At 72.1% G+C, this 24,276-nt stretch carries 18 protein-coding genes; 12 read left to right on the top strand and 6 right to left on the bottom strand.

The features are described from left to right. Positions 1–42 precede the first annotated feature (42 nt). Positions 43–618: a metalloregulator ArsR/SmtB family transcription factor gene (locus tag AB0J72_RS02850; protein ID WP_363393691.1), complete on the bottom strand. Its 576-nt coding sequence runs from the start codon at positions 616–618 to the stop codon at positions 43–45. A 127-nt stretch (positions 619–745) separates the two neighbouring features. On the opposite strand from AB0J72_RS02850, the gene AB0J72_RS02845 reads away from it, so the two are divergent. The 5 genes from AB0J72_RS02845 (at position 746) to AB0J72_RS02825 (ending at position 6,775) form a co-directional block, all read left to right on the top strand. After that, positions 746–1,474, top strand: coding sequence for a VOC family protein (locus AB0J72_RS02845; RefSeq protein ID WP_363393689.1), 729 nt, complete (start codon positions 746–748; stop codon positions 1,472–1,474). 280 nt (positions 1,475–1,754) lie between these two features. Next, positions 1,755–2,693 carry a ricin-type beta-trefoil lectin domain protein gene (locus tag AB0J72_RS02840; protein ID WP_363393687.1) on the top strand — a complete coding sequence of 313 codons (939 nt, stop codon included), beginning with the start codon at positions 1,755–1,757 and terminating at the stop codon, positions 2,691–2,693. A gap of 232 nt (positions 2,694–2,925) precedes the next feature. Next, positions 2,926–3,861 carry a hypothetical protein gene (locus AB0J72_RS02835; RefSeq protein ID WP_363393685.1) on the top strand — a complete coding sequence of 312 codons (936 nt, stop codon included), beginning with the start codon at positions 2,926–2,928 and terminating at the stop codon, positions 3,859–3,861. Positions 3,862–4,036: 175 nt separating this feature from the next. Next, positions 4,037–5,968, top strand: coding sequence for an AAA family ATPase (locus AB0J72_RS02830; RefSeq protein ID WP_363393954.1), 1,932 nt, complete (start codon positions 4,037–4,039; stop codon positions 5,966–5,968). 54 nt (positions 5,969–6,022) lie between these two features. After that, entirely contained in the window at positions 6,023–6,775 is a 753-nt protein-coding gene (locus AB0J72_RS02825; RefSeq protein ID WP_363393683.1) for a VOC family protein, read from the top strand. A gap of 6 nt (positions 6,776–6,781) precedes the next feature. Here the strand turns inward: AB0J72_RS02825 and AB0J72_RS02820 are convergent, their stop codons facing one another. Genes AB0J72_RS02820 through mqnE form a run of 3 tightly spaced genes read right to left on the bottom strand, consistent with a single transcriptional unit; the run spans position 6,782 to position 10,074 of the window. Then, positions 6,782–8,569 carry a M14 family metallopeptidase gene (locus AB0J72_RS02820; protein ID WP_363393681.1) on the bottom strand — a complete coding sequence of 596 codons (1,788 nt, stop codon included), beginning with the start codon at positions 8,567–8,569 and terminating at the stop codon, positions 6,782–6,784. A 41-nt stretch (positions 8,570–8,610) separates the two neighbouring features. Beyond that, a complete protein-coding gene (locus AB0J72_RS02815; RefSeq protein WP_363393679.1) occupies positions 8,611–8,895 on the bottom strand; it encodes a DUF4229 domain-containing protein in 285 nt (94 codons plus the stop codon). A gap of 9 nt (positions 8,896–8,904) precedes the next feature. Then, a complete protein-coding gene (gene mqnE, locus AB0J72_RS02810) occupies positions 8,905–10,074 on the bottom strand; it encodes an aminofutalosine synthase MqnE (RefSeq protein ID WP_360566418.1) in 1,170 nt (389 codons plus the stop codon). Positions 10,075–10,390: 316 nt separating this feature from the next. On the opposite strand from mqnE, the gene AB0J72_RS02805 reads away from it, so the two are divergent. The 4 genes from AB0J72_RS02805 to AB0J72_RS02790 all read left to right on the top strand — a co-directional run bounded on the left by AB0J72_RS02805 (position 10,391) and on the right by AB0J72_RS02790 (position 19,112). After that, the gene (locus AB0J72_RS02805) at positions 10,391–11,923 is read left to right on the top strand and encodes a C40 family peptidase (protein WP_363393677.1); all 1,533 of its coding nucleotides are present in this window, start codon (positions 10,391–10,393) and stop codon (positions 11,921–11,923) included. A gap of 217 nt (positions 11,924–12,140) precedes the next feature. After that, on the top strand, positions 12,141–17,045 hold the full coding sequence (locus tag AB0J72_RS02800; RefSeq protein ID WP_363393675.1) for a hypothetical protein: 4,905 nt from the start codon (positions 12,141–12,143) through the stop codon (positions 17,043–17,045). Positions 17,046–17,128: 83 nt separating this feature from the next. Beyond that, entirely contained in the window at positions 17,129–18,433 is a 1,305-nt protein-coding gene (locus tag AB0J72_RS02795; protein WP_360566526.1) for a DEAD/DEAH box helicase, read from the top strand. Between the two features lie 73 nt (positions 18,434–18,506). Next, positions 18,507–19,112: a putative glycolipid-binding domain-containing protein gene (locus AB0J72_RS02790; RefSeq protein ID WP_363393672.1), complete on the top strand. Its 606-nt coding sequence runs from the start codon at positions 18,507–18,509 to the stop codon at positions 19,110–19,112. Here the strand turns inward: AB0J72_RS02790 and AB0J72_RS02785 are convergent. After that, the gene (locus AB0J72_RS02785; protein ID WP_363393670.1) at positions 19,109–19,555 is read right to left on the bottom strand and encodes an Lrp/AsnC family transcriptional regulator; all 447 of its coding nucleotides are present in this window, start codon (positions 19,553–19,555) and stop codon (positions 19,109–19,111) included. The genes AB0J72_RS02790 and AB0J72_RS02785 overlap by 4 nt on opposite strands. Positions 19,556–19,742: 187 nt before the next feature. On the opposite strand from AB0J72_RS02785, the gene AB0J72_RS02780 reads away from it, so the two are divergent. Next, positions 19,743–19,970 (top strand): BldC family transcriptional regulator, encoded by a 228-nt coding sequence (locus tag AB0J72_RS02780; RefSeq protein ID WP_363393668.1) that lies wholly within the window; start codon positions 19,743–19,745, stop codon positions 19,968–19,970. Here the strand turns inward: AB0J72_RS02780 and AB0J72_RS02775 are convergent. Further along, on the bottom strand, positions 19,933–20,565 hold the full coding sequence (locus AB0J72_RS02775; RefSeq protein ID WP_363393952.1) for a UbiX family flavin prenyltransferase: 633 nt from the start codon (positions 20,563–20,565) through the stop codon (positions 19,933–19,935). The genes AB0J72_RS02780 and AB0J72_RS02775 overlap by 38 nt on opposite strands. A 72-nt stretch (positions 20,566–20,637) precedes the next feature. Between AB0J72_RS02775 and AB0J72_RS02770 the strand changes: the two genes are divergently transcribed. Beyond that, positions 20,638–22,098, top strand: a complete 1,461-nt coding sequence (locus tag AB0J72_RS02770) for a menaquinone biosynthesis decarboxylase (RefSeq protein WP_363393666.1) — start codon at positions 20,638–20,640, stop codon at positions 22,096–22,098. Then, a complete protein-coding gene (mqnP, locus tag AB0J72_RS02765; protein ID WP_363393664.1) occupies positions 22,095–22,997 on the top strand; it encodes a menaquinone biosynthesis prenyltransferase MqnP in 903 nt (300 codons plus the stop codon). The genes AB0J72_RS02770 and mqnP overlap by 4 nt, the downstream gene beginning before the upstream one ends. Positions 22,998–24,276: the final 1,279 nt, after the last annotated feature.

Below are 24,276 nucleotides of genomic sequence, written 5' to 3'. Positions count from 1 at the left end.
CGAAGTTAATGCTTCACATCTCGTGATCACCAGATGGTTGCCCTAACTACGGGGAAAGGTCCGGTACGTCACGTTCACCTGGCGGGCGCCCTCCGGCGGGTCGGGGCGGCGGGACCGCGCGTACCGCTCGAACAGCGCGAACACCTCGTCGTTGAGCGCCTTGAGCTCGTGCGCGGTGACCTGGATCTGCATGTCGGCCGAGGTCGCGGCCGTGTACCACGCGTAGGGCTCCTCGTCGCGGCGGGCCAGCCACGCGCGCGCCCGGGCGTCCTCGATCTCCAGGAACATCAGCGACAGCTCCCGGTCCGCGGCCCGCTCCGCCGCGCCGCCCTCCGGGCCGGGCTCGATGTTGAGCCCCCGCAGCTGGCTGCGCCAGACCCGCTCCCGGCCGTCGCCGCGGCTCGGCGCCTGCTCGATCAGGTTGACCTTCGCCAGCTCGCGCAGGTGGTAGCTGGTCGCGCTGGGTGACAGGCCGCAGACCTCGGCGAGCTCCGTCGCGGTCGCCGGCTCCCCGCCGTCGAAGAGCCGGTCGAGGATGGCGATCCTCGCCGGGTGCGCGAGCGCTCGCATGGTCGAGGCGTCGCGGATGTTCGCTCGCACCGGGGTCTCATCAGCCACGCACCCAGGGTATTCATGGCCCTTCGGATGATCTAAGGTCAGACCTTTTTTCTTATCGTTGGGGATCTTCAACTGAGGGGGACTGGTGCGAGTACGTGGTTACGCCCCTGCTACGCCGTGTTGGACCGTGCTGACCAGCCCCGACCCTTCGGCCTCCGCCGACTTCTACACCGGGCTCTTCGGCTGGACGGCGGCGCCCGCCGACGACGGGACCACCACGTTCCTGCTGCGCGACCTGGCGGTGGCCGGCCTGGCCGCCGCGCCCGGCCGCCCGTCGGCGTGGCTGACCTACGTGTCGACCGAGGACGTCGAGGCGACAGCGGGCCTGGTCACCGACGCGGGCGGCAGCATGCTCGCCCCGCCGGCGCAGGCCGGGACGCGCGGGCGCAGCGCCCTCTTCGCCGACGCGAGCGGCGCGGTGTTCGGCGCGTGGCAGCGCGGGACCTTCGCCGGCACGCAGGTCGTCAACGAGTCGAACGCGATCTGCTGGAGCGAGGTCGTCACCCCCGACATTCCCACGGCGGTCAGCTTCTACGGGAAGGTCTTCGGCTGGACCGAGCGCGCCGGTTCGGCGGGCGCCAACCAGGAGTACCACGAGTGGGTCGCGACGAACCGGGTGGTCGGCGGCATGAGCCCGATGGGCGCGCTGTACCCGCCGGGGACCCCCGCGCACTGGCGCACGATCATCCTCGTCGACGACTGCGCCGCGACCGCCTCGCGCGCCGAGTCGCTGGGCGGGCGCCTGATGGCCGGCCCGGTGGACGCGGGCATCGGCCAGGGCGCGTTCCTGCTGGACCCGACGGGTGCCGCGTTCCTCGCGTTCGAGCTGCTCCCCGAGCTGCGCGAGCACTTCTAGCCGCCGACCGTGGACATCGCCGCCCGCTGATGGTCGGCCGTTCGGTCAGGGCCACGACGCGCCCCGGCCGGACAGAGGTAGACGTTCCACCCACCCGGGACGGGTGAATCCGGAGGGTGATTTCGTAAATCACCCTCCGCAACTTCATCAGTACGCACCGATGGCCGCTACGTTCGGCGTCATGCGACCCCCGGCGCTGCTCATGATGTCGTTCGAGGGCCGCGACGGCGACGGCCGCGGCTGAACCGGCGGCCCCTGGGTGGAGGGAAGCGGCCGGCGCATGACCGATCCCAGCATGACGGCCGCGTGCACGGCCGGGCCGGAACTCGACGACGAGCCGCTGCTGGTTCGTCCGTACGTCCGCCTGCTCGCGGACCAGCTCGCGGCCGACGAGCCCGTGGACGACGTACCGGCGCCCGACGACCGGCCCGAGGACGACGGCCGACACGCGGGGCCGCCCACCGACGTCCTGCCGACCCAGGCCGCCCGTCCGGTCAGGCGGGTCCGCTGGCGCCGCCTTGCCGTCGGCTCGGGCATGCTGGTGCTCGCGCTGGGCGCCACCGCGCTCGGGCTGAGCCTCGGCGACCGGCCCGCGGCGCCCGCCGCGAGCCCGGGCGGGACGGCGGCGCCGAGGGGTGGCCTCTTCGGGACGGCCGCCGCGCCGGCCCTGCCGGCGCCGGGCACGGAGGCGGCGTCGCCCGGGGCGTCGGACGTGCCCGGGACGGCCGGAGCGTCGTCCGTCCCCGGGAAGCCGCCGCTGCCCGGGGTGTCTCCCGCCCCCGCGGATGCCGTCCTGCCGAGCGGTGACCCCGCGCCCAGCGACCTGCCCGCTGCGTCGCCGCCGCCTGGAGTGGAGTCCCGCACGGGCCGGATCACCGGCGCGTCCGGGCTGTGCCTCGACGGCAGCGCCGACCCGGACGACGGCGGCGACAAGGTCCGGCGGTCGGACTGCAACGGTGCCGCCGGCCAGGCATGGACCGTGGCGGGGGATGGCACCATCCGGGCCCTCGGCCGGTGCCTGCAGGCGTCGGGCGACCAGCTCCGCCTGCGCGGCTGCGACGGCGGAGCGGCCCAGCGGTGGCGGTCCGGACCCGCGGGCTCGCTGATCAACCAGGCGTCGGGGCTGTGCCTCGGGAGCCCGGACAACGTGAGCAGCAGGGCCCCGCAGCGGATGGCGGCCTGCAACCAGTCCGATGCGCAACGATGGACCCTGCCGTAGCGGCGCTTCCGCCGCATCTCTTGGGGGAAATGCGCCGATCGTTCGGTGTCTCGGCTGACCACCGACGATCACGACCTGCCTATCTGTAACGGGGTAGGCACGTAGAGCGCTACTTCGTGAGGGCGCACCTCCGAAGTGGCATCGGCACCGGCGCGTGGAGCGCCGCTGGGCGGACTCGATGGCATCTCGGTCGTGCCTCGCCGTCCTGGACCCCTGCCGATGAGGTGCACGGATGCTTACCGCACTACGCCTGGAATGCGACACCGCGCCTGATCTCGCGGCCACCATGAAGCTGCAGATCCCTGCCCTGGCCTGGCACAGAACCGGCGTCGGCGAATGGCAACGCACCTACCACCCGAATGGGCGGGGCATCCCGGTGCGGGTCGAGGCCGATCACGGCGGGCTGCGGTTCACCTTCCGGACCAGCGCGGAGGAGGCGCTGCTGCGTGACGTGCTGATCGCCACGTTCCGCAACGGCGAACAGGTCGGCGCCATGGCCCTCGCGGGTCACCCGGCGCTGAGAACGCTGCGCCGGCACCACCAGGGCATGATCCTGCTGAACGGTTCGCCGTTCGAGACGCTCGTCCTGGCCGTCCTGGCCCAGGGCCGGCCCGCCGAGGCGGTGCGGAAGGTGTTCCCCCGGCTCGCCGCCACCTGCGGTGGCATCACCCCGCAACGGCTGTCCGCCCTGCCACTGCCCAGACTGGCCCAGCTCGTCCGGCCGCTCGGCGAGGTCAAGGCATCCCGCCTGCACTCCACGGCGGCCATCCTCACCCGGCGCGGCGCGACGGCGTTCGACCGGCTGATCGCCGGCTCCGGCTCGCTCGCCCTGAACTACCTGCTGTCGCTGCCCGGCGTCGGTACCCACACCGCCGCCCTCGTCGTGACGATCATCAACAACATGCCCGACCTGGTGCCGATCGACCAGCATCTGATGCGGGTCGCGTACCGTCTCGGCCTCACCGACCACGACGGCGGCCTCACCAAACCGGGCAGCCGCCGGGTCGCCGCGGACCTCCTCGCCTACGGCCCGGACCTGGCGCGCGTCCACCCCCTGCTCCAGCAGGTCGCCTACGACACGTGCACCCCGGCCGCCCCGGACTGCCGCCGCTGCTTCCTCGCCGAGTCCTGCCGCCACGCCGCCCGCACCGCCGGCGCCCGCGTCTGAAGCAGGAGAGTCGACACGACGGCGGAAATGGGTGGAGGGGGTGGTGGGTGGGGCGTAAGGTGGTGGACCGCTTGACGGCCGCGGTGAGGTAGGCACCGCAGCGGACGTCCCTACGCGCCGGGTCGATGCGGTCCGGATACGCGAGCGAGCAGCTGCTGAGATTCCCCTGAAGGAAATCACCGTGCCCGCACTGGAAGACGAGCTCGCCGCTGAGCGAGCGCACCTGGAAGCATCGCGCAAGGCGCTCCGCAGGATGCGGGAGCATGCCGAGGATCTGTTCTCGACCGGGGATCAGGTGGCCGGGGACCCGTTCGCGGCGGAGACGCTGGGGCGGCATCTGGCCCGGCGGATCGCCGAGCTGGCGGACAGTCCCGACACCCCGTTGTTCTTCGGGAAGCTGGATATCGAGCAGGACAAGTTCCACGTCGGGCGGCGGCACGTCACCGACGTCGCCGGGGAGCCGATGGTGCTGGACTGGCGGGCACCGATCAGCCGGAAGTTCTACCAGGCGAGCGTCAAGGACCCGCAGGACGTCAGCCGAAGGCGGCGGTTCGGGTTCGTCAAGGGCGAGCTGACCAGCTTCGAGGACGAGAACCTGCGAGCCGGCGAGGAGCTCGGCACCAGCAGGATCCTGCTGGAGGAGATCGAGCGGCCGCGCGTCGGGCCGATGCGGGACATCGTCGCGACGATCCAGCCGGAGCAGGACGAGCTGGTGCGGGCGGAGCTGGACGAGTCGATCTGCGTCCAGGGGGCGCCGGGGACCGGGAAGACGGCGGTGGGGCTGCACCGGGCGGCGTACCTGCTGTACCTGCACCGGGAGCGGCTCAAGCGGTCCGGGGTGCTGATCGTGGGGCCGAACAGCGCGTTCCTCGGCTACATCGCGAGCGTGCTGCCGGCGCTCGGCGAGATCGAGGTGCAGCAGTCCACGATCGACGGGCTGCTCGGTACACCGGCGAAAACGGACGACGACGAGGCCGCGGCCCGGGTGAAGCACGACCCGCGGATGGCGGACGTGCTGCGCAGACGCCTGGAAGGCAAGATCCGGAAGCCGGAGGAGCCGCTGACGGTGTCCGACGGGTCCTACCGGTGGCGGGTGACGGCGGAGGCGCTGCGGCGGGTGGTCGACGACGTGCGGCGGGAGGCGCCACCGTACGGGATCGGCCGGGAGCGGGTGCGGGCCAGGATCGTGTCGCTGCTGATGCGGCAGTCGGAGGCGCGGCGCGGCGACTCGCCGAGCGAGGGCTGGCAGCGGCGGATGGGTAAGTCGCAGCCGGTGGTCGCGGTGCTGGATCACGCGTGGCCGGCGGTCACGCCGGAGCAGCTCGTGTTCGAGGTGCTCAGCGACCCGGCCGACGAGCTTCTCGAGCCGCACGAGCAGGCGGCGATCGCCTGGGCCAGGCCGCCGAAGACGGCGAGGTCCGCCCGTTGGTCGGCGGCGGATGCGGTGCTGGTGGACGAGGCCGCCGGACTGATCGACCGGGTGCCTTCGTTCGGCCACGTCGTGGTGGACGAGGCGCAGGACCTGTCGCCGATGCAGGCGCGGGTGATCGCCAGGCGCTCCGAGCACGGGTCGATCACGCTGCTCGGCGACCTCGCGCAGGGCACGGCGCCGTGGGCGGCGCTGGAGTGGCGGACCCTGCTGGCGCACCTGGGCAAGCCGGACGCGCGGGTGGTGCCGCTGACGACGGGGTTCCGGGTGCCGGCCGCCGTGGTCGCCCTGGCCAACCTGCTGCTGCCGGCGCTCGGTGTCGACGTGCCGGAGGCGCGGTCGCTGCGGACCGACGGCGCGCTGACGATCGGCGCGACGCCGTTGCAGGACGCGGTGCGGCAGGCGCTGACGTTCGAGGGGTCGATCGGGGTGATCGCGGCGGACGCGGCGGTCCCGGCGATCGCCGCCGTGGTGCGCCACGAGCGGGTCACGGTGCTGCCGGCGAGCCTGGCGAAGGGTCTCGAGTACGACCACGTCATCGTCGTGGAGCCGGCCGACATCGTCGAGGCCGAGCCGCGCGGGCTGAACCGGCTCTTCGTGGTCCTGACGCGGGCGGTGTCGCGGCTGGACGTCCTCCACGAACGTCCGCTTCCTGCACCGTTGGATAGGGTGTCGTGATCACGTCCCGGATGTCACTATCTCGAAACAGTGTGACAACCGGGAGGACGCGGAATGCGAGTAAGGGGTTACGCGCCGGGTACACCGTGCTGGGCCGAGGTCGGCAGCCCCGACCCGGTCGCCGCGCGGGCGTTCTACGGCGGCCTCTTCGGCTGGCAGTTCAACGACGACGGGCACTTCACGCTCAACGGCCGCGCCGTGGCCGGCCTGCGCACCGCCGGCCGGCCCGCGTGGCTGATCTCGATCTCGACCGACGACCCGGCCCGCACCGCCGAGGCGGTCGAGCGGGCCGGCGGGTCCGTGAAGGTGCCGCCGGCCAGCGTGCGGGACCTGGGCACGGCCGCCGTGTTCGCCGACGCCGGCGGCGCGGTCTTCGGCACGTGGCAGCGCAGCAGGTTCGGCGGGGCGCAGGTGTCGTTCGAGCCGGGCGCGATCTGCTGGTACGAGCTGGCCGCCCACGACCTGGACCGCACGGGTGCCTTCTACGGCGAGGTCTTCGGGTGGCACGCGGTGGGGACGGAGAACGCCGAGCCGTACTTCGAGCTGCACCACCACAACGATGCCGTCGGCGGGCTGCTGCCGATCGACGGCCGGTTCCCCGCGGGGCTGCCGGAGCACTGGACGGTGTGCTTCATGGTCGACGACGCGGTCACGGCGTGCGAGCGGGTGGCCGAGCTGGGCGGCACGGTCGCCCGCAAGCCGATGGTGTCGTCGGCCGGCTGGTATGCCCGCGTCGCCGACCCGGCCGGCGCTCATTTCGCACTGATCGAGATTTCCGACGAGTACGGCTTTTCGGGCGGCCTCTAGTGAACGCTAGCCGCGGGTGATCTTGACGTCGTCGACGGCGGCCTCGATGAGGCTGGCGCCGGCGGCGTCGGTGGCCTCGATCAGCAGCTGGATCGTCTTGCCGGCGTAGGGCGTGAGGTCGGCGCTGGCCGCGGCCCACACCGCGGCACGGTCGGACGCCGCGCCGGCCCTGGTGAAGATCGCGGTCTTCGAGCCGTTCTGCACCACGCTGACCTTGAACTGGTCGGCGGCCGACGCGTTCGCGGCGTGCGCGAAGTACCACGACCAGCCCAGCGTCAGCGGGCCGGCGGCGGGCAGCGCGACCGACGGCGACCGCACGCCGGTGGTGCCGCCGTCGACGTCGTAGCTGCCGGCCGCGGTGCCCGCCCTGCGGCCGGTGACCAGGTCGTTGTCGCCGCTGACCGTGGCGCCGAGCTGCTTCGGGCCGTTCTGCGTGGTCGCCTCGGGGTTGCCGCGCTCCCACAGCCCGGCGGTCGCGGTGCCGCTGGTGGTGGTCCAGCCCTTGGCGGTCTCGAAGTCGTCCGACCAGACGGTGTCGCCGCCGCAGTACTGCGCCTGCTTGCCGATGACCCGGTAGACGCAGTCGGCGTACTCCGCGAGCTGCAGGCTCGCCTCCTTGTTGCGGGCCGTCTGTGCCGCGATCACGCTCGCCGGCGGGTAGAAGCCGCTGGCGGAGCCGACCCCTGGGTACATCTCGAACGTGTAGGCGAAGATGCCCTGCGTCGCCCACAGCCAGTCGATGACCGAGCCGTCGGTGATGTAGAGGTCGCTGGACTGCTGGGCGGTGTAGCCGTTGGACTTCGCCATCCCGGTGCCGAGAGCCTGGAACGCCGCCTGCTGGTCGGCGCTGAGCCCGGGCACCGTGTCGGCGACCGTGTAGCCGAACGGCCAGAGGATCAGCTCCGAGAACGTGTGGAAGTCGATGCTCGCCTTGATCTGCTGGACCCCGTTGACCCGCCGGCTGAGCACGAAGTCGCGCAGTCGCTGGGTCTCGGGCGCGGAGAACGCCGCGTCGCCGTGGTAGGTCTCCGACGACGGGTTCGCCGACGATCCCCCGCAGCACCCGAACTTGTAGCTCCAGTTGCGGTTGAGGTCCGTGCCGATGCTGCTGGACCCGGCGTTCGGCTGGCGGTTCTTGCGCCAGTTGCGGTAGCCGCCCGTGGCGATGTCGTACTCGCCGCCGTCGGGGTTGAGGTCCGGCACGATCCACAGCTCGCGGCCGTCGACGAGCTTCGTGATGCGGGGATCCTTGCCGTAGCCGTCGGTGTACAGCTTCACCAGGTACAGCGCCATCTCGACGGTCAGGTGCTCGCGGGCGTGCTGGTGGGCGCCGTAGAGGACCTCCGGCTCGTCCTCGTCCACCGCGACGTTGTCGGAGATCTTGATCAGTGGCAGGTCGCGGCCCTGGAACGACGTGCCGATGCTCATCTTGCGGGCGATCGCCGGGTGGTCGGCGACGGCCTTGTCCAGCTCCGCGACCATCTCGGCGTAGTTGTGGTACCCCGAGTCGGCGGCGGGGAAGTCCTCGGCGCGGACCTCGGCGACGGCGTAGCCCTGGTCGCGCAGCTTGCGCACCTCGGACGGCAGGGCGGTGATCTCGGCCCGCCCGTGCTCGATCCCGTCGATCGCGGCGCCGCTGCGGGCCACCCGGTTGCGGTCCTCGAGGGTACGGACCCCCTCCACCACGTAGCTGCCGGACCGCTCGGCGGGCGCGGCGCCGGCGGGGTTGACCCCCACGAGCAGCAGCAGGCCGACGCCGGCGAGCGAGAGTGATACGGACAGCTTGCGGGCCATCGCTACTCCTTGGGTGGTCTGCACCAACCAAGGTCTAAGCGCTATTGGTCCGCTTTGGTGGTGCTTTCACCCCCATCTTCATCCCCGTTGAGCGCGGCGCGCAGTCGTTCGCGCTTTTCCGTGCGGCGCTGGGCGGCACCGACCGCCTGCACGGAGGCCTCCTCGCGGAGGCCCTTCAACAGGAAGAAGGCGAGCGCGGCGGAGACCACCACGGCGATCATCAGCTTCAGCAGCACGCTGACGTCGAGCGGGACGGCGAACATCACCGCGGCGGCCAGGACGAAGAGCCCGAGCCGGGCGAGGGAGTACTTCAGCAGAGCGGACATGGTGTCGTTCTACGCCCAAACCTGCTGCGGCTCCGCCCGGCGCGCGGCGAGGGGCGTCGGCTTCTCGTACTCCCGGACGACCTCATACCGCGTGTTGCGCTCGACGGGCTGGAAGCCGGCGTCCCAGATCAGGTGGAGCAGGTCCTCGCGGTGCATCGTGTTGGGCGTGCCGTAGCTGTCGGCGTCGTGGGTGATCTTGTACTCGACGACCGAGCCGTCGAGGTCGTCGACGCCGAAGTTGAGCGAGAGCTGGGCGACGGACAGGCCGTGCATGACCCAGAAGCACTTGACGTGCGGCACGTTGTCGAACATCAGCCGCGACACGGCGAAGGTCTTGAGCGACTCCGCGGGCGAGGCCATCTTCGTGCGGGCCTGCAGCTTGTTGCGGATCTTGCCGTCGGCGGAGTCGACGAAGTCGTGCTGGTAGCGCAGCGGGATGAAGACGGTGAAGCCGCCGGTCTCGTCCTGCAGCTCGCGCAGGCGCATGACGTGGTCGACCCGGTGCCGGGGCTCCTCGATGTGGCCGTAGAGCATCGTCGACGGGGTCCGCAGGCCCTTGCTGTGGGCGAGGCGGTGGATGCGGGACCAGTCCTCCCAGTGGCAGGCGTGGTCGACGATGTGCTGGCGGACCTCCCAGTCGAAGATCTCCGCGCCGCCGCCGGTCAGCGACTCGAGGCCGGCGTCGATCAGCTCGTCGAAGATCTCGTCGGCGGGCAGGCCGCTGATCTTCTCGAACCACTGGATCTCGGTGGCGGTGAACGCCTTGAGCTTGACGCCGGGCAGCGCGCCCTTCAACTCGCGGAGCACCTTCGGGTAGTACTTCCACGGCAGGGTCGGGTGCAGGCCGTTGACGATGTGCAGCTCGGTGAGCTGCTCGTCCTCCATCTCCTTGGCCTTGGCGACCGCCTCGTGGATGCGCATCGTGTAGGCGTCCTTCTCACCCGGCTTGCGCTGGAACGAGCAGTACGCGCAGCTGGCGGAGCAGACGTTGGTCAGGTTGAGGTGCCGGTTGACGTTGAACATCACCCGGTCGCCGTTGAGCTCGGTGCGCTTGTGGTGCGCCAGCTTCCCGAGCCAGACAAGATCGTCGCTCTCATACAGAGCGATGCCGTCTTCCCTGCTCAGCCGCTCGCCGGCGACGACCTTGGCCTCGAGTTCACGCTTCACACCTGCATCCACGAGGCCAGCGTACGTCGGCCCGTCCGGCGGGGAAGAGGCCCGGGCGCCAGTGCGGTGTTCATCTCTCTGTTCACCTCATCGCGAGCAAGCTGACATTGATCAGCTCTCGACGCTGATTGCTTCCGTGAGGTAAACAAAAGTGGGCAGAAACACGGTCGGGCGGCAGACCGACTGATCGATCGATCCTGATCGACCAATGGCGGGCAGACCGACTGGGGACGGTGGCATGGACGGATTGGTACTGAGAGCGGCGAGCTATCCCGGCGACGAGTGGGTCCCACCTGCACAAGCAGAGGAATCCGCGCAGGTCGCGGCCATGACCCCCAGACCGCGCGGGAAGCACTCGACCGGCCGGCGCGGCAGGATGTTCGTCGCCACGGTCGTGTGCACGCTGCTGTGCTCGCTGGTCCCCCGGCCCGCGTACGCCGATCCGGGCGGCGCGATCCCCGACACCGGCTCGCGGCCGATCGCGGCCGGCACGCTCCTCATGCCCGGGCAGACCGGCACCGGCACGCCCGTGCCCGTCGGCGGGAGCACCACGACGCAGCGCGGCCCGCTCGCCACCCAGCTCGCCACCCTCGAGGTCACGGTCAGCACGCTCGGGCAGAAACGGCTCCAGGCCCAGATCGACCTGGAGACCGCGCAGGCCGCGGCCACCGACGCCCAGGACAAGCTGCGGCTGGCCACCGACCAGGTCACCGAGCTGCGCAGCCGGGCCGACTCGGCCGCCGCGGAGGCCTACAAGCGCGCGACGGGTCTCGGCCCGCTCGACGGCTATGCCCACAACCTGCACCAGTTCGGCCTGCTCGCCCCGGGCCTCGGTCAGCAGCCGGGCAGCCAGGAGGACGCCCGTGGCCTGCTGCGCGCCGAGCAGGAGGAGGCGGCCGCCAAGCTGCAGTACGAGCTGGCCCAGTCGACCTACCTCGCCGCGCAGGGCACGTTCGTGCCGCTGGACTCCGACTTCAAGATCAAGGACGCCGAGTTCCAGAAGCTCAAGGCCGACAACGAGGCGGCGGTCCTGCGGATCGCCGCGGAGGACGCGGCCGCCGAGCAGGTCCTCGGCACCGTGGACAACGTGCCGGTCGACGGCATGGTCGCCAACCCGAAGGCCATCCAGGCGCTGAACTACGCCCTCGGCAAGATCGGCAGCTGGTACGTGTGGGGCGACGAAGGCCCCAGCACCTTCGACTGCTCGGGGCTGGCCTACTGGTCCTACGGGCAGGTCGGGGTCCGCGTGCCGCGGGTCGCCAACGACATGTACCACGGCACCCACGCGATCCAGGCGACCAAGCGCACCCTCGGCGACCAGCTGCTCCCGGGCGACCTGGTGTTCTTCGCCAGCGACTCCAGCGACTGGCGCTCGATCTACCACATGGGCATCTACATCGGCGGCGGCAAGATGGTGCACGCGCCGACCACGGGTGACAAGGTGAAGATCGGGCAGGTCAAGTGGTCGCGCTTCTTCGGCGCCACCCGGATCTTCGACGCGGTGCGGGCACCGAACGCGACCCCGACCACGACAGCGCCGTCCTCGACCCCGCCCTCCTCGACGCCACCCTCGTCGACCCCGCCGTCGTCGACGCCACCGTCCTCGACCCCGCCGTCGTCGACGCCACCCTCGTCCACGCCACCCTCGTCCGCCCCGCCGTCGTCGGCGCCGCCGTCGTCCGCGGCACCCACGACGACGACCGCACCGCCGCCCGCGCCGGAGCCCACCACCGACGAGACGTCGAAGGCGCCGAGCACGCCGGCCAGTAGCGCCGCGGCACCGACGAAGACGGCCGTCAAGCCGTCGACCGCCGGCGCCAGCACGACAGCGCAGGCGACGCCCTCCGCGTCGGACAACTGAGCATCCTGTTCCACCGGACCGGCTCACGGGTCTCCCGTGGCCGGTCCGTTCGTTTCCGAACAAAATCCGGCGTCCGCACGGGCGGATGATCCAAAACCCGACCGAGGTCCGGTCCAGCGTTCCGTGACTCGATGTGGCACCGTGGACGCGTGACTGGCGGCGGGGCACGCCGGGAGCGCGATGACGCCCGGGCAGGGCACGGTCATGGAGGGCAGCAATGGACGAGCGGGAGACACGGGACGGCGCACGCGACGAGGGGGTGCGGGCCGGCTCCCCGTTCGGCTTCCCGCCCGGCGCGCAGCCGCAGGCCACGAACCCGGCGGCCAGCACCGACGCGGAAGCACTCGACGACCTGCCGCCGCTGCCGCCACCGCCACCGGTCGGCGCCGAGCTGCCGCCGGACACGCCGGCGGAAGTGGTCCCCGACGCGGCGTACGAGCTCCCGCCCACCCCCACCGACGGCGCCCTCTGGCCCGGCGGCGACCCGTTCGCGGACGCCGACGACGACGAGGACGACCCGGAGGTCGCGGCGATGGTCGCGGCGTTCCACTCGACCGACACCGCCGCGCCCGCATCCGACGGGCTGTCCGAGGCGCCCGACACCCCCGAAGGCATGGACGCCGGCGTGAGCCCCGCGGGCCTCGGGCAATCCGCCGGCGTGGGCCCCGCCGGCACCGGCGTGGACGCCGGGTTGAGCCCCGCGCCGAGCGGCTCGTTGAACGAGGCGCCCGAGCAGCGGCCGGCCGGTCCCGACGGGCCGCGCCGCCGCGCCGAGCCCGAGGCGGACGTGATCGCCGCCGCGCTCTCCGCCGAGCCGCCGGCGTTCCAGCTGCCGAGCTTCGACCCTGTCGCCGGGACGTACGGTCCTCCGCCCGGCGAGTCCACGCCGTACTCCGGAGCCCACCCCGCGGAGCCGGAGTCCTCGGACGTGGCGGCGCCGCCGTTCGCGCCGGTTCCGGTGTCGGGCTTCGGGGCTCCCGCCGCGTCGATCGAGGACCCGGTGTCGCCGGCCGCTGGTTCGCCGTCGGACCCGCCCGCTGGTTCGGCTGAGGAATCGTTGCCGCCGCTGCCGAGCCGGACGCGGGCGCCGCGGCCGCTGCCGGAGTCGTCGTGGGACGCGTTCGCACTGCCGTGGAGCGCACCCTCGTCCTCCGATGCACCCGCCGCCGACGCTTCACCTGCTGGTTCACCCGCTGAGGCGCCGGTGTCGGAGCCGCAGGTGGTGCATCCGTTCGCAGTGCAGCGGCCGTCCCTGCCGTTCCCGCCCGCCGCTGAGCCCGCTCCGGCCGCCGCGGCCGAGCCCGTGCTCGCGCCGATCGACCGGCCCGTCGTCGACGTGCCCGCCGAGCCGCTGATGGCGCCCGGCTCGTCCGCACCGGTCTCCTCCGCTCCGGTGGTGCTGCCGGTCGCCGGGGCGTTCGCCGCCGCCGTGGTCGCCGCCCGGGCCAGCGCCTCCGTGCCCGGCACCCACTCGGTGACCGCCGAGGAGGCCGAGCAGGCCGCCCGCGCCACCGCCACCCCGACCGTGTACCGCACCTCCATGGCCCTCCCGCAGTCCATGGCTGGTCCGGGCACCTCTCCCTCCGGCGCCTTCGCCGCCGCTGGTCAGGACGCCTCGCCTGCCGCGGCGCCGGTCGACCCGATCCCGGGGCCGGAGCCGTCGCCGCTCCCCGGCCCGGAGCCGTCGCCGTTCCCGAGCCCGGAGCCGGTGCCCACGCCGGAGCCGGCACCGTTCCCGCCGGCGCCGGAGCCCGAGCCGATCCCGACGCCGTACCCGCCGACTCCGCCCGCGCCCGAGCCCACTCCCGTGCCGGAGCCGGAGCCGACGCCGCAGCCGTTCCCGGTGCCTGAGCCGTCCCCGGTCCCCGGCCCCGGACCCGAGCCGTCGCCGCCGTTCCCCGGCCCCGGGCCGCAGCCGCCGTCGCCGTTGTTCCAGACGCCCACGCCGTACACGACGCCGTCCTCCCAGCACCCGTGGGGCACCTCCGACGCCGGCCGCCCCGCCGCCGCTGCCTCCGGACAGGAGGAGGCGCCCGCTTGGGCCCAGCCGGCCGCCGGTGTACCGCAGCCGCCTGCCGGACCGCAGCAGCCGCAGCCCTGGCTGGCCGGCCAGCAACCCGTGTCGACCCCGCCCGGCCAGAGCTGGACCCAGCCCCCCGCGCAGCAGCAGCCCTGGCAGGCTCCCCCGGCCCAGCCCACCCCCGGCGGCTACAGCACCCCGGCCCAGCAGCCCCCGGCCTACCAGCCCCCGCCGCAGTACGGCACCCCCGGCCAGCCCGGCCCCGCGGGTCAATACGGCGTCCCCGGCCAGTACGGCACCCCTGCCCAGTACGGCACTCCCGGCCAACAGGGTGTTCCCGGTCAGCAGGGTGTTCCCGGTCAGCAGGGTGTTCCCGGTCAGCACGGCGCTCCAGGACAGCAGGGTGCTCCTGGCCAGCACGGCACCCCGGCCCAGCCCGGTCAGTACGGCGTCCCCGGCCAGTACGGCTCGCCCGCCCAGCCCGGTGCGCCGGGCCAGTACGGCACGCCCGCTCAACCCGGGCAGTACGGCACCCCGGCCCAGCACGGTGCCCCTGGTCAGCACGGTGCCCCGGGGTATCCGGGTGCTCCTGGTCAGCACGGCGCTCCGGGACAGCAGGGTGCTCCTGGTCAGCACGGCGCCCCGGGGCAGCCTGGTCAGTGGGGTGCCCCGCAGCCCGGCCAGCAGGGCGCCGCGGGCCAGTACGGCACGCCGCCTCAGCACGGTCAGCCCGGCCCGGCACCTCAGCACGGTCAGCCCGGCCCGGCACCTCAGCACGGTCAGCACGGCCCGGCACCTCAGCACGGTCAGCCCGGCCCGGCGGGTCAATACGGCGCTCCAGGCCAGCCCGCCCAGTACGGCACGCCCGGCCAGCCCAACACCTACGGAACGCCAGGCCAGCCCCCGGCACCGGGCCAGCAGGGATGGTCCACCCCGCCGGCGTCAACCCCGCCCGCACAGGGTTGGGCCGCGCCGCCGGCCCCCGCACAGCCCGGCTGGCAGCAGCCACAGGGCCAGCAGCCCGCCGCCGCACCGGCCGAGCAGGGCTGGGCCGCCGCACCCGGCCAGGGCTGGGCCCCCCCACCCCCGGCCCCCCAGGGTTGGCAGCCAGGCACCGGCCAGACGGGCGAACAGGTCTCCTCTCCCCCGGCACCCTCCTGGCAGTCACCCCCGGCCCAACCGGCATCAGCCCCACCGGCGTTCGCACCACCCACCTCGGGCGCACCGGCCTCCAGCACCCCACCCTTCGCCCCGCCGTCGCCGTCCGACTCGGCCCCGCCTGCGTTCGCACCGCCGACCTCAGGTGGACCGGCCTCGGCCCCACCCGCATTCGGCGCACCAGCCTCGGCACCACCGGCGTTCGCACCACCCACCTCGGGCGCGCCGGCGTCCAACACCCCGCCGTTCGCCCCGCCCGCGTTCGCGCCGCCGTCGTCGGACTCGACGCCGCCCGCGTTCGCACCACCCACCTCAGGCGGGCCAGCGTCCAACACCCCGCCGTTCGCCCCACCCGCATTCGCCCCGCCGCCGTCATCCGACTCGGCCCCGCCGGCGTTCGCACCACCGACCTCGGGCGCACCGGCCTCGGCCCCACCCGCGTTCGGCGCACCAGCCTCGGCCCCGCCGGCGTTCGCACCACCCACCTCAGGTGGACCGGCGTCCAGCACCCCGCCGTTCGCCCCGCCCGCGTTCGCACCGCCGCCGTCATCCGACTCGGCACCACCAGCATTCGCACCGCCGACCTCAGGTGGACCGACCTCGGCCCCACCCGCATTCGGCGCACCAGCCTCGGCCCCACCCGCGTTCGCGCCGCCGTCGGACTCGACGCCGCCCGCGTTCGCACCACCCACCTCGAGTGGACCGGCGTCCAGCACTCCGCCGTTCGCCCCTCCTGCGTTCGCACCGCCGCCGGCGGGCGGGCCGGGGGCAGGCACTCCGCCATTCGCGCCGCCCGCCTACGGGGCTCCGGCGTCGGAGCCGCCCGCTTCGGCGCCGCCGAGCTCCGGGGCAGTGTCGTACACCATGCCATCAGCATCACCGTCGGACTCCATGCCGCCGGTCTCCTTGCCGGGCGCTGTGTCCGGATCGTTCACCATGCCGTCCGCGACGCCGTCACAGTCGACGCCGCCGAGTTCTGCGCCACCTAGTTCGGGGGCTGGGTCGTACACCATGCCATCAGCGTCACCGTCAGACTCCATGCCTCCGGTCTCGTCTCCGCCGGCCTTCTCCATCCCCTCGGCGAGCCCATCGGACTCGACGCCGCCGGTGTCGGCGCCGCCGAACTGGGCTCCCGGTGGGCAGTCGTCAGGCTGGATGCCCCCACCGGCGACCACTGACTCGGTGTCGGCGCCGTTCGCGCCGAGCTGGGCCGCGGAACCCCCCGCGCCGCCTGCGTCCTCGGCTCCCTCCTCTCCTGCCGCGCCCGCGGCTTCCGCCTGGGCGCCGCCCCCGTCTTCGCCGGACTCCGGGCAGGGCTGGGCGCCGCCGCCTTCCTCCGACGGCCCGCCCGCCTACTCGGTGCCGACCGCCCAGCCCGAGCTGCCCCCGCTGCAGCAGACAGGCTGGGGCGCGCCAGCCTGGTCCCCGTCCGAGCCGCCGTCGGCGGGTCCCGAGCGGGACGACCGGCCGTCCAACGACAGGACGCCCGGCTCCGTCTACCCGTCGAGCGGCGCACCCGCCAACCCGTCTCCTCCGCCGCATCAGCAGCCGCCCGCGATCCCCCCGCCTGCGTCCGACGAGACCCAGGTGGTGAGCGACGCGGGCCCTTCGCCCGCGGCGGAAAGCTACGGAAAATGGGCTCGGAACCATCGCGGCTCTGCGGGCACAGTCTATGGCGGGCAAGGTGTCACCCCGGTGACAACAGCCTCGGCCGACGGCGGCAGCAGTCCTTTGGAGAACTCCGGCTCGCTGACCGGGCACATCTTGAGTCAAGGCACGCAGGACGCGGACGAGGACGACGACGAGCCGGCCCGATCCAGCAACCTGAAAGTCATGGTCATCATCGCGGTCATCGTGGTGGTGCTCGTGGTGGGCGGTTATCTCGCTGTCACGTTCTCCAAGTCATTCATGGAGGACATGTTCAGCGGCGTACCGCAGAAATAGTGAGGCACGACACCTCGACGCGGGGTCGGTGAGCGAGATCGGATAAGCTGAAGGGTCTCCAATCGGAAGGTCCCAGCTCCTTGCTGCTCGCTGACCCCAGTTCGTTCCCCTCCATCTTCGAATCCACCGATGAGCCGGGCTTCGCCGGCCTCGGTCTGCCCGCCAGGTTGGTGCGCGCACTCGCCGACCAGGGCATCACCGATCCGTTCCCCATCCAGGCCGCGACGGTCCCCGACGTCCTCGCGGGCCGCGACGTGCTGGGCAGGGGGCGCACCGGCTCGGGCAAGACGCTCGCGTTCGGCCTGCCCCTGCTGGCCCGGCTGGCGGCGAGCGGACGGTCCCGTCCGCATGCGCCGAAGGCGTTGATCCTCGTGCCGACGCGCGAGCTCGCGATGCAGGTCAACGACGCGTTGACGCCGCTGGCGAAGACGCTCGGCCTGTTCTGCAAGACCGCCGTCGGCGGCGTGCCGTATGACCGGCAGATCTGGTCGCTCGAGCGGGGGGTCGACGTGCTCGTCGCGACGCCCGGCCGCCTCGGTGACCTGATCAAGCGCGGGGTCTGCCGGCTCGACGCGGTGGAGGTCACCGTGCTCGACGAGGCCGACCAGATGGCCGACATGGGCTTCCTGCCGGAGGTCACCGAGATCCTCGGGCAGACGCCGGCCGGCGGCCAGCGCCTGCTGTTCTCCGCGACGCTCGACAAGGACGTCGACTCGCTGGTCAAGCGCTTCCTGGTCGACCCGGTCACGCACTCGATCGAGCCGCCGACCGCTTCGGTCGGCTCCATGGACCACCACGTGCTGCTGGTCCCGCCGAATGACAAGTTCGCCATCGCCGCGTCGATCGCCGCCCGCAAGGGCCGCACGATCCTCTTCGTGAAGACGCAGATGGCCGTCGACGAGCTGGTCGAACAGTTCGCGGCCGTCGGCGTGCGGGCCGGTGCCCTGCACGGCGGCAAGACCCAGCGGGTGCGCACGCGCACGCTCGCCGAGTTCAAAGAGGGCACGTGCAACGTGCTGGTGGCGACCGACGTCGCGGCGCGTGGCATCCACATCGATGACGTGTCGCTGGTCGTACATGTCGACCTCCCACGTGACCAGAAGGACTATCTGCACCGTGCCGGGCGGACCGCGCGGGCGGGGGCCGCGGGGACGGTCGTGACGCTGGTGCTGCCGCGGCAGCGGCGGCGGGCGGCGGCGCTGCTCGCGAAGGCCGGGGTCACCCCGACCGAGCTGCGGGTGCGGGCCGGCGACCCGGCGTTGGCCGAGGTCACGGGCGCTCGGCAGCCGAGCGGTGTGCCGGTGCGCATCCAGCGCAGTGCCCCGTCGCACGGTGGTCGTCCGGCCCGGCGGCCGAATCACGACCATGATCGTCGTCCACGGCGTTAGTCGCTGACGACAAGGGCGGTCCGCGTTTGGTGCGGACCGCCTTTTTGTCGTACCCATCGGATAGCGTCGACGCATGACGGTGCTTCCTCGGGCGTTCGCGTGGCAGCGGACCGACACGACAGGCGGCGAGTTCGTCACGCTCGACGACCGCCGCGGGCTCTATGCCAAGGGCATGGCGTTCGCCGCCGACAACGCGTTGTATTCGTGCCGATATGACCTGCACACCGACGAGGGCTGGGCGAGCACGCGGCTGGAGGTGACGGCCGAGGGTGCGGGCTGGCGACGGACGCTGCGCATGGAGCGGGCCGCGGGCCGGTGGCGGGTCACCACCGGCGAGCAGGGCGATCTGGAGCAGGTGCTGCCGACGGCGCCGTTCGCGGGCGTCGAGGAGCCCGACCGGCTGCATCAGGTGCTCGACGTCGACCTCTACAACTCCCCGCTGACCAACACGTTACCCGTGCGCCGGCTGGGCCTGCACCGCGCGGAGCCCGGCACGGTGGCGACGATCGAGGCGGCGTGGGTCCTGCTGCCCAGCTTGGCCGTGTTGCCGTTGCAGCAGGTGTACGAGGTGCTGCCCGGCCGACGGGTCCGCTATTCGTCGGAGGGTTTCACGGCCGACCTGGAGCTGGACGCGGAGGGTTATGTGGTCGACTATCCCGGGCTTGCGACGCTGGCCTAGGCCGGGGGCTGGGTGCGGCCTTCCCACTTCGTGGAGAGGGCGATCGCCGTGCGGGTGCGGGCGATGCCTTTGACGCGGTTGAGGTCGATGATGAGCCGTTCCAGGTCGCCGATCGTCTTCACGCGCGCCTTGCACAGAAACGATTCCTCGCCCGCCATGAAGTAGCAGGATTCGATCTCCTGGTGCTCGCGGAGGGCCTCGAGGATGTCGTCGGTGTCGCCGTTGCTGTCGTGCACGATGCCGATGACGGCGGTCAGCGGCAGCCCCATGGCCTCCGGGTGGATCTCGGCGCGGTAGCCCCGAATGACCCCCGACGACTCGAGCTTGCCGACGCGTTCGTGCACGGCCGGCGCGGACAGGCCGACCTTCCGGGCCAGCTCCGCGTATGGAAGCCGGGCGTTGTCTCGAAGCAGGTCGATGAGTTGTCGATCGATCGCATCCATCGCGTCCAGCCTAATGGTCAGGGTTTTAGCACAGCTAATTACCCAACACGTGCGATTTCCTCGTTTCCCGGACACGGCACGCTAGCGGTGCTGTAATGGGCGTACATCCCAGGATGACTCGTGCTTTCAGCTTGCCGCATGGGGGTGCGCGGGCCCGATCGAGCCACCCATGGGTTAAGGAGGGGCCGTGGAGACGGGAGATCGTCTGCTGACGCCCGGCGAAGTCGCCGCCTTGTTTCGTGTCGACCCCAAAACGGTGACACGCTGGGCTGCGGCTGGCCGGATCAGCAGCATCCGAACCCCGGGGGGACACCGGCGGTTCCGGGAATCCGAGGTGCGGGCACTGCTCGAAGGAGACGAGTCGCTCGACGACACCTCTAACGGGAATGGCCGAGTTCACCCGACCAACGAGTGAACAAGGTATGAGTGACGCCGGCAGCGTCGAGGACCTTGCCGGCGATGAAGTCAACGAGTTGGGCGGCCGTGGCCGCCGCTCCGGCCGAGTAGAAGCCGGGGCTGGCGGGGAGGACCACGGCGCCGGCGTCATGCAGGGCGATGAGGTGCTCCAGGTGACTGCGGGTCACCGGGGTCTCCCTCGGGACGACGACCACTGGGCGGCGCTCCTTGAGGTTGACCTCGGCAGCCCGCTGCAGCAGGTCCTTGGAGAGGCCGATCGCGATACCGGCGCACGCCGCGGTGCTCGCCGGCACGACGAGCATGCCCTTGACCTGGTACGACCCGCTGCTGGGACCGGCGGCGAGATCACCGGCGGGCCAGTAGGCGACGTCTGCTTCGGTCGCTTCCCGCCCCACCCAGGTGGCCAGGTCGTCCTTCCAGTGAGCGTCGCGGAAGGGTGCGCCGGTCTCGTCGAGGATCGTGAGCCGGGCGGCGCGTGACACGACGAGGTCGACGGCCTCGCCCGCGTCGAACAGCGCCCTGATCACCGCGGCCGCGTATGGCGTGCCGGACGCACCGGACACCCCGACGACCCACGGCCTGCGCTGATCCACCACGCGGTCAACTCTGCCACAACTGACCAGCCCGCTCGGAAAGTGTCGTACCGGGTTGGCAGGATGGTGGGCATGGCACGCGGCTTTCCGTACGCAGACCTCAACGACTTCCTCGCCGACCTCCAGCGGGCGGGTGAGCTGCATCGCGTGTCCGCACCCGTCGACCCGCACCTGGAGGTCAGCGAGATCGTCACGCGGACCGTCCGGGCGGGCGGACCGGCGCTCGTGTTCGACCGGCCGACACGTGGCGACATGCCGGTCGCGATCAACCTGTTCGGCACCGAGCGGCGGATGGCGATGGCGCTCGGCGTCTCCCATCTCGACGAGGTCGGCGAGCGCATCGGGTCGCTGGTCAAGCCGGAGCTGCCGGTCGGCTGGGCGGGCATCCGCGAAGGCATCGGCAAGCTGCTGCAGCTCAAGGCCGTGCCGCCGAAGCACGTGAAGACCGCGCCCTGCCAGGAGGTCGTCTACAAGGGCGACCAGGTGGACCTCAACCGGCTCCCCGGCCTGCAGATCTGGCCCGACGACGGCGGGATCTACCACAACTTCGGGCTGACCCACACGAAGCACCCCGAGACCGGCAAGCGCAATCTCGGGCTCTATCGGCTGCAGCAGCACTCGCACAACACGCTCGGCATGCACTGGCAGATCCACAAGGACTCGACCGCCCACCACGCGGTGGCCGAGCGGCTCGGGCAGCGGCTGCCGGTCGCGATCGCCATCGGCGCCGACCCCGTCGTCTCCTACTCGGCGAGCGCCCCGCTGCCCTCCGACATCGACGAATACCTGTTCGCCGGGTTCCTGCGCGGCGAGCGGGTCGAGATGGTCGACTGCCTGACCGTGCCGCTGCAGGTGCCGGCCAACGCACAGATCGTGCTCGAGGGCTATCTGGAGCCCGGCGAGCGCCTGCCCGAGGGGCCGTTCGGCGACCACACCGGGTTCTACACGCCGGTCGAGGACTTCCCGGTGCTGCACGTCGAGTGCATGACGACCCGCAAGCAGCCGATCTACCACTCGATCATCACGTCGAAGCCGCCGCAGGAGGACCTGGGCCTCGGCAAGGCGACCGAGCGGATCTTCCTGCCCCTGCTGAAGATCATGATCCCCGACATCGTCGACTACGACCTGCCCGCGGCCGGCGTGTTTCACAACTGCGTGATCGTGTCGATCCGCAAGCGCTATCCGAAGCACGCGCAGAAGGTGATGAGCGCCATCTGGGGCGCGCACCTGCTGTCGCTGTCGAAGCTGATCGTGGTCGTCGACGAGGACTGCGACGTGCACGACTACGCCGAGGTCGCCTTCCGCGCCTTCGGCAACGTCGACTACAAGCACGACCTGCTGATCACCGAGGGCCCAGTCGACCACCTCGACCACTCGTCCTATCAGCAGTTCTGGGGCGGCAAGGCCGGCCTCGACGCGACCCGCAAGGGCCCGTCGGAGGGCTACCATCGCGGCTGGCCGGAAGAGATGATCATGTCTCCCGAGGTCGTGGCGCGGGTCGACAAGCGCTGGAGAGAGTATGGGTTCAAGTGACGCTCGCTGAGGCACCCCCGAGCCGGGTCAAGGCTTTCCTGCGGCTCGTCGCGATCGAGCACTCGGTGTTCGCGCTGCCGTTCGCCTATCTGTCGGCGCTGACCGCGATGACCGTGCACGGCGGCCACGTCAACTGGGCCGATCTGCTCCTGGTGACGATCGCGATGGTCGGCGCCCGCACGTTCGCCATGGCCGCCAACCGGATCATCGACCGCCACATCGACGCCCGCAACCCGCGCACCGCCCAGCGCGAGCTCGTCACCGGCGCCGTCAGCGTCCGCACCGCGTGGACCGGCGCCGCCGTCGCCCTCGTCGTGTTCCTCGGCGCCGCCGCCCTGCTCAACTGGCTGTGCCTGATCCTCGCCCCGCTCGCCGTGGTGCCGCTGGTCCTCTACCCGTATGGCAAACGCTTCACCAACTGGCCGCACGCGCTGCTCGGCCTGGCGCAGATGGTCGGCCCGGTCGGCGCCTGGCTCGCCGTCACCGGCGACCTGCGCGGCTCGGCCCCCGCCTGGGTGCTCGGCGCCGCGGTCGGCCTGTGGATCGGCGGCTTCGACCTCATCTACGCCTGCCAGGACGCCACCGTCGACCGCGAGATCGGCGTCCACTCCGTCCCGTCCCGCTACGGCGTCCCCTTCGCCCTCCATCTGTCCAGCGCCGCCCACGTGGTGACGTTCGGCCTGTTCGTGTGGTTCGGCCAGCTCGTCGACCTCGGCTGGCTGTGGTGGATCGGCCTGGCCGCCACGGCCGTCGCCTTCATCTACGAGCACGCCATCGTCCGCCCCGACGACCTGTCCCGCGTCAACCGAGCCTTCTTCACCGCCAACGGCTTCGTGGGGATCGCACTCTTCGTGTTCGCCCTCCTCGACCTGACCGTCTTAGGCGGCCTCCGCCCCTGACCCCACCTCCCCGCCCTCGACCTCGACCTCGCCCGCGTCAACGTCGACGCTGCCATCCGCACCGGGCGCTGACGTCCACGCTGCAGTCGAACGCGAAGCCTTCCCACGGACATCACTGGTGTCAGGCGCAGGGCCTCGCACGGACGTCGCTGCCGTCGGACACGAAGCCTGCGTACGGACGTCGCTGCCGTCGGGCGCTGACGTCCACCCTGCCGTCGGACATGGAGCCATCCCGCGAACGTCGCTGGCGTCGAGCTCGGAGGGCTTTACAAGGACGTCAACGTTCACGCCGGCATCGCACGCGGGGCCTCGTGAGCGCCGCTGGCGAGGCCTTCAGGGCGTCGCTGGCGTCGGACGCGGGGCCTCGTGAGCGCCACTGGCGGGGCCTTCGCAGGGCGTCGCTGGCGTCGGACGCGGGGCCTTCGCACGGACGTCAAGGTCCATGCCGGCGTCGCACGCCGACGTCGACGTTCCGCGCAGGCGTCGGACGCGGGCATCAGGGCGCGGGCCTCGCGCAGCCGCGGGCGTCAGGCATCCGCGTTGACGTTCCCCTAGGCGTTGAGCATTCGCGCGGGCGCGGGCCTTCGCGTTGGGCGTTGACCGTTCCCGCAGGCGTCAGGCTTCGGGCGCGGAGCCTTCGCGAGGAGGTCAACGTCCACGCTGGCGTCGCACGCAGGCGTGGACGTTCCACGCAGGCGTCGGACGCGGGCGTCGGACACGAAGCCCTCGCACGGACATCGCTGGCGTCGGGCGCTGACATCCACCCTGCCGTCGGACATCAAGCCTTCCCGCGAACTTCGCTGGCGTCGAGCCCGGGGGCTTTGCAAGGACGTCAACGTCCACGCCGACATCGCACGCGAGGCCTTCACGGACGTCGCGGGCGATGCCTTCACGGGCGTCGCGGGCGTCGGACGCGGGGCCTCCGCACGGACGTCAACGTCCACGCAGGCGTCGCACGCCGACGTCGACGTTCCACGCAGCGTCGGACACGGACATCAGATGCGGGACCCGCGCAGCCGTGGGCGTCAGGCATCCGCGTTGACGTTCCCCTAGGCGTTGAGCGTTCGCGCGGGCGCGGGCCTTCGCGTTGGGCGTTGACGTTCCGTCAGGCGTCAGGCGTCAGGCTTCGGGCGCGCGGCCTTCGCGGGCGTCGCTGGCGTCAGGCGCGGGGCCTTCGCGGGGAGGTCAACGTCCACGCCGGCGTCGCATGCAGGCGTCGACGTTCCGCGCAGGCGTCGGAGGCGACCATCGGCGATGGGACCTCGCGTGGCCGTGGGCG

The sequence above is a fragment of the Dactylosporangium sp. NPDC049742 genome (genome assembly GCF_040674675.1).
In the GTDB taxonomy this organism is placed as follows: domain Bacteria; phylum Actinomycetota; class Actinomycetes; order Mycobacteriales; family Micromonosporaceae; genus Dactylosporangium; species Dactylosporangium maewongense.
The sequence above is the reverse complement of the archived record's forward strand: the minus strand, read 5'-3'. Positions and strand labels throughout refer to the sequence as shown.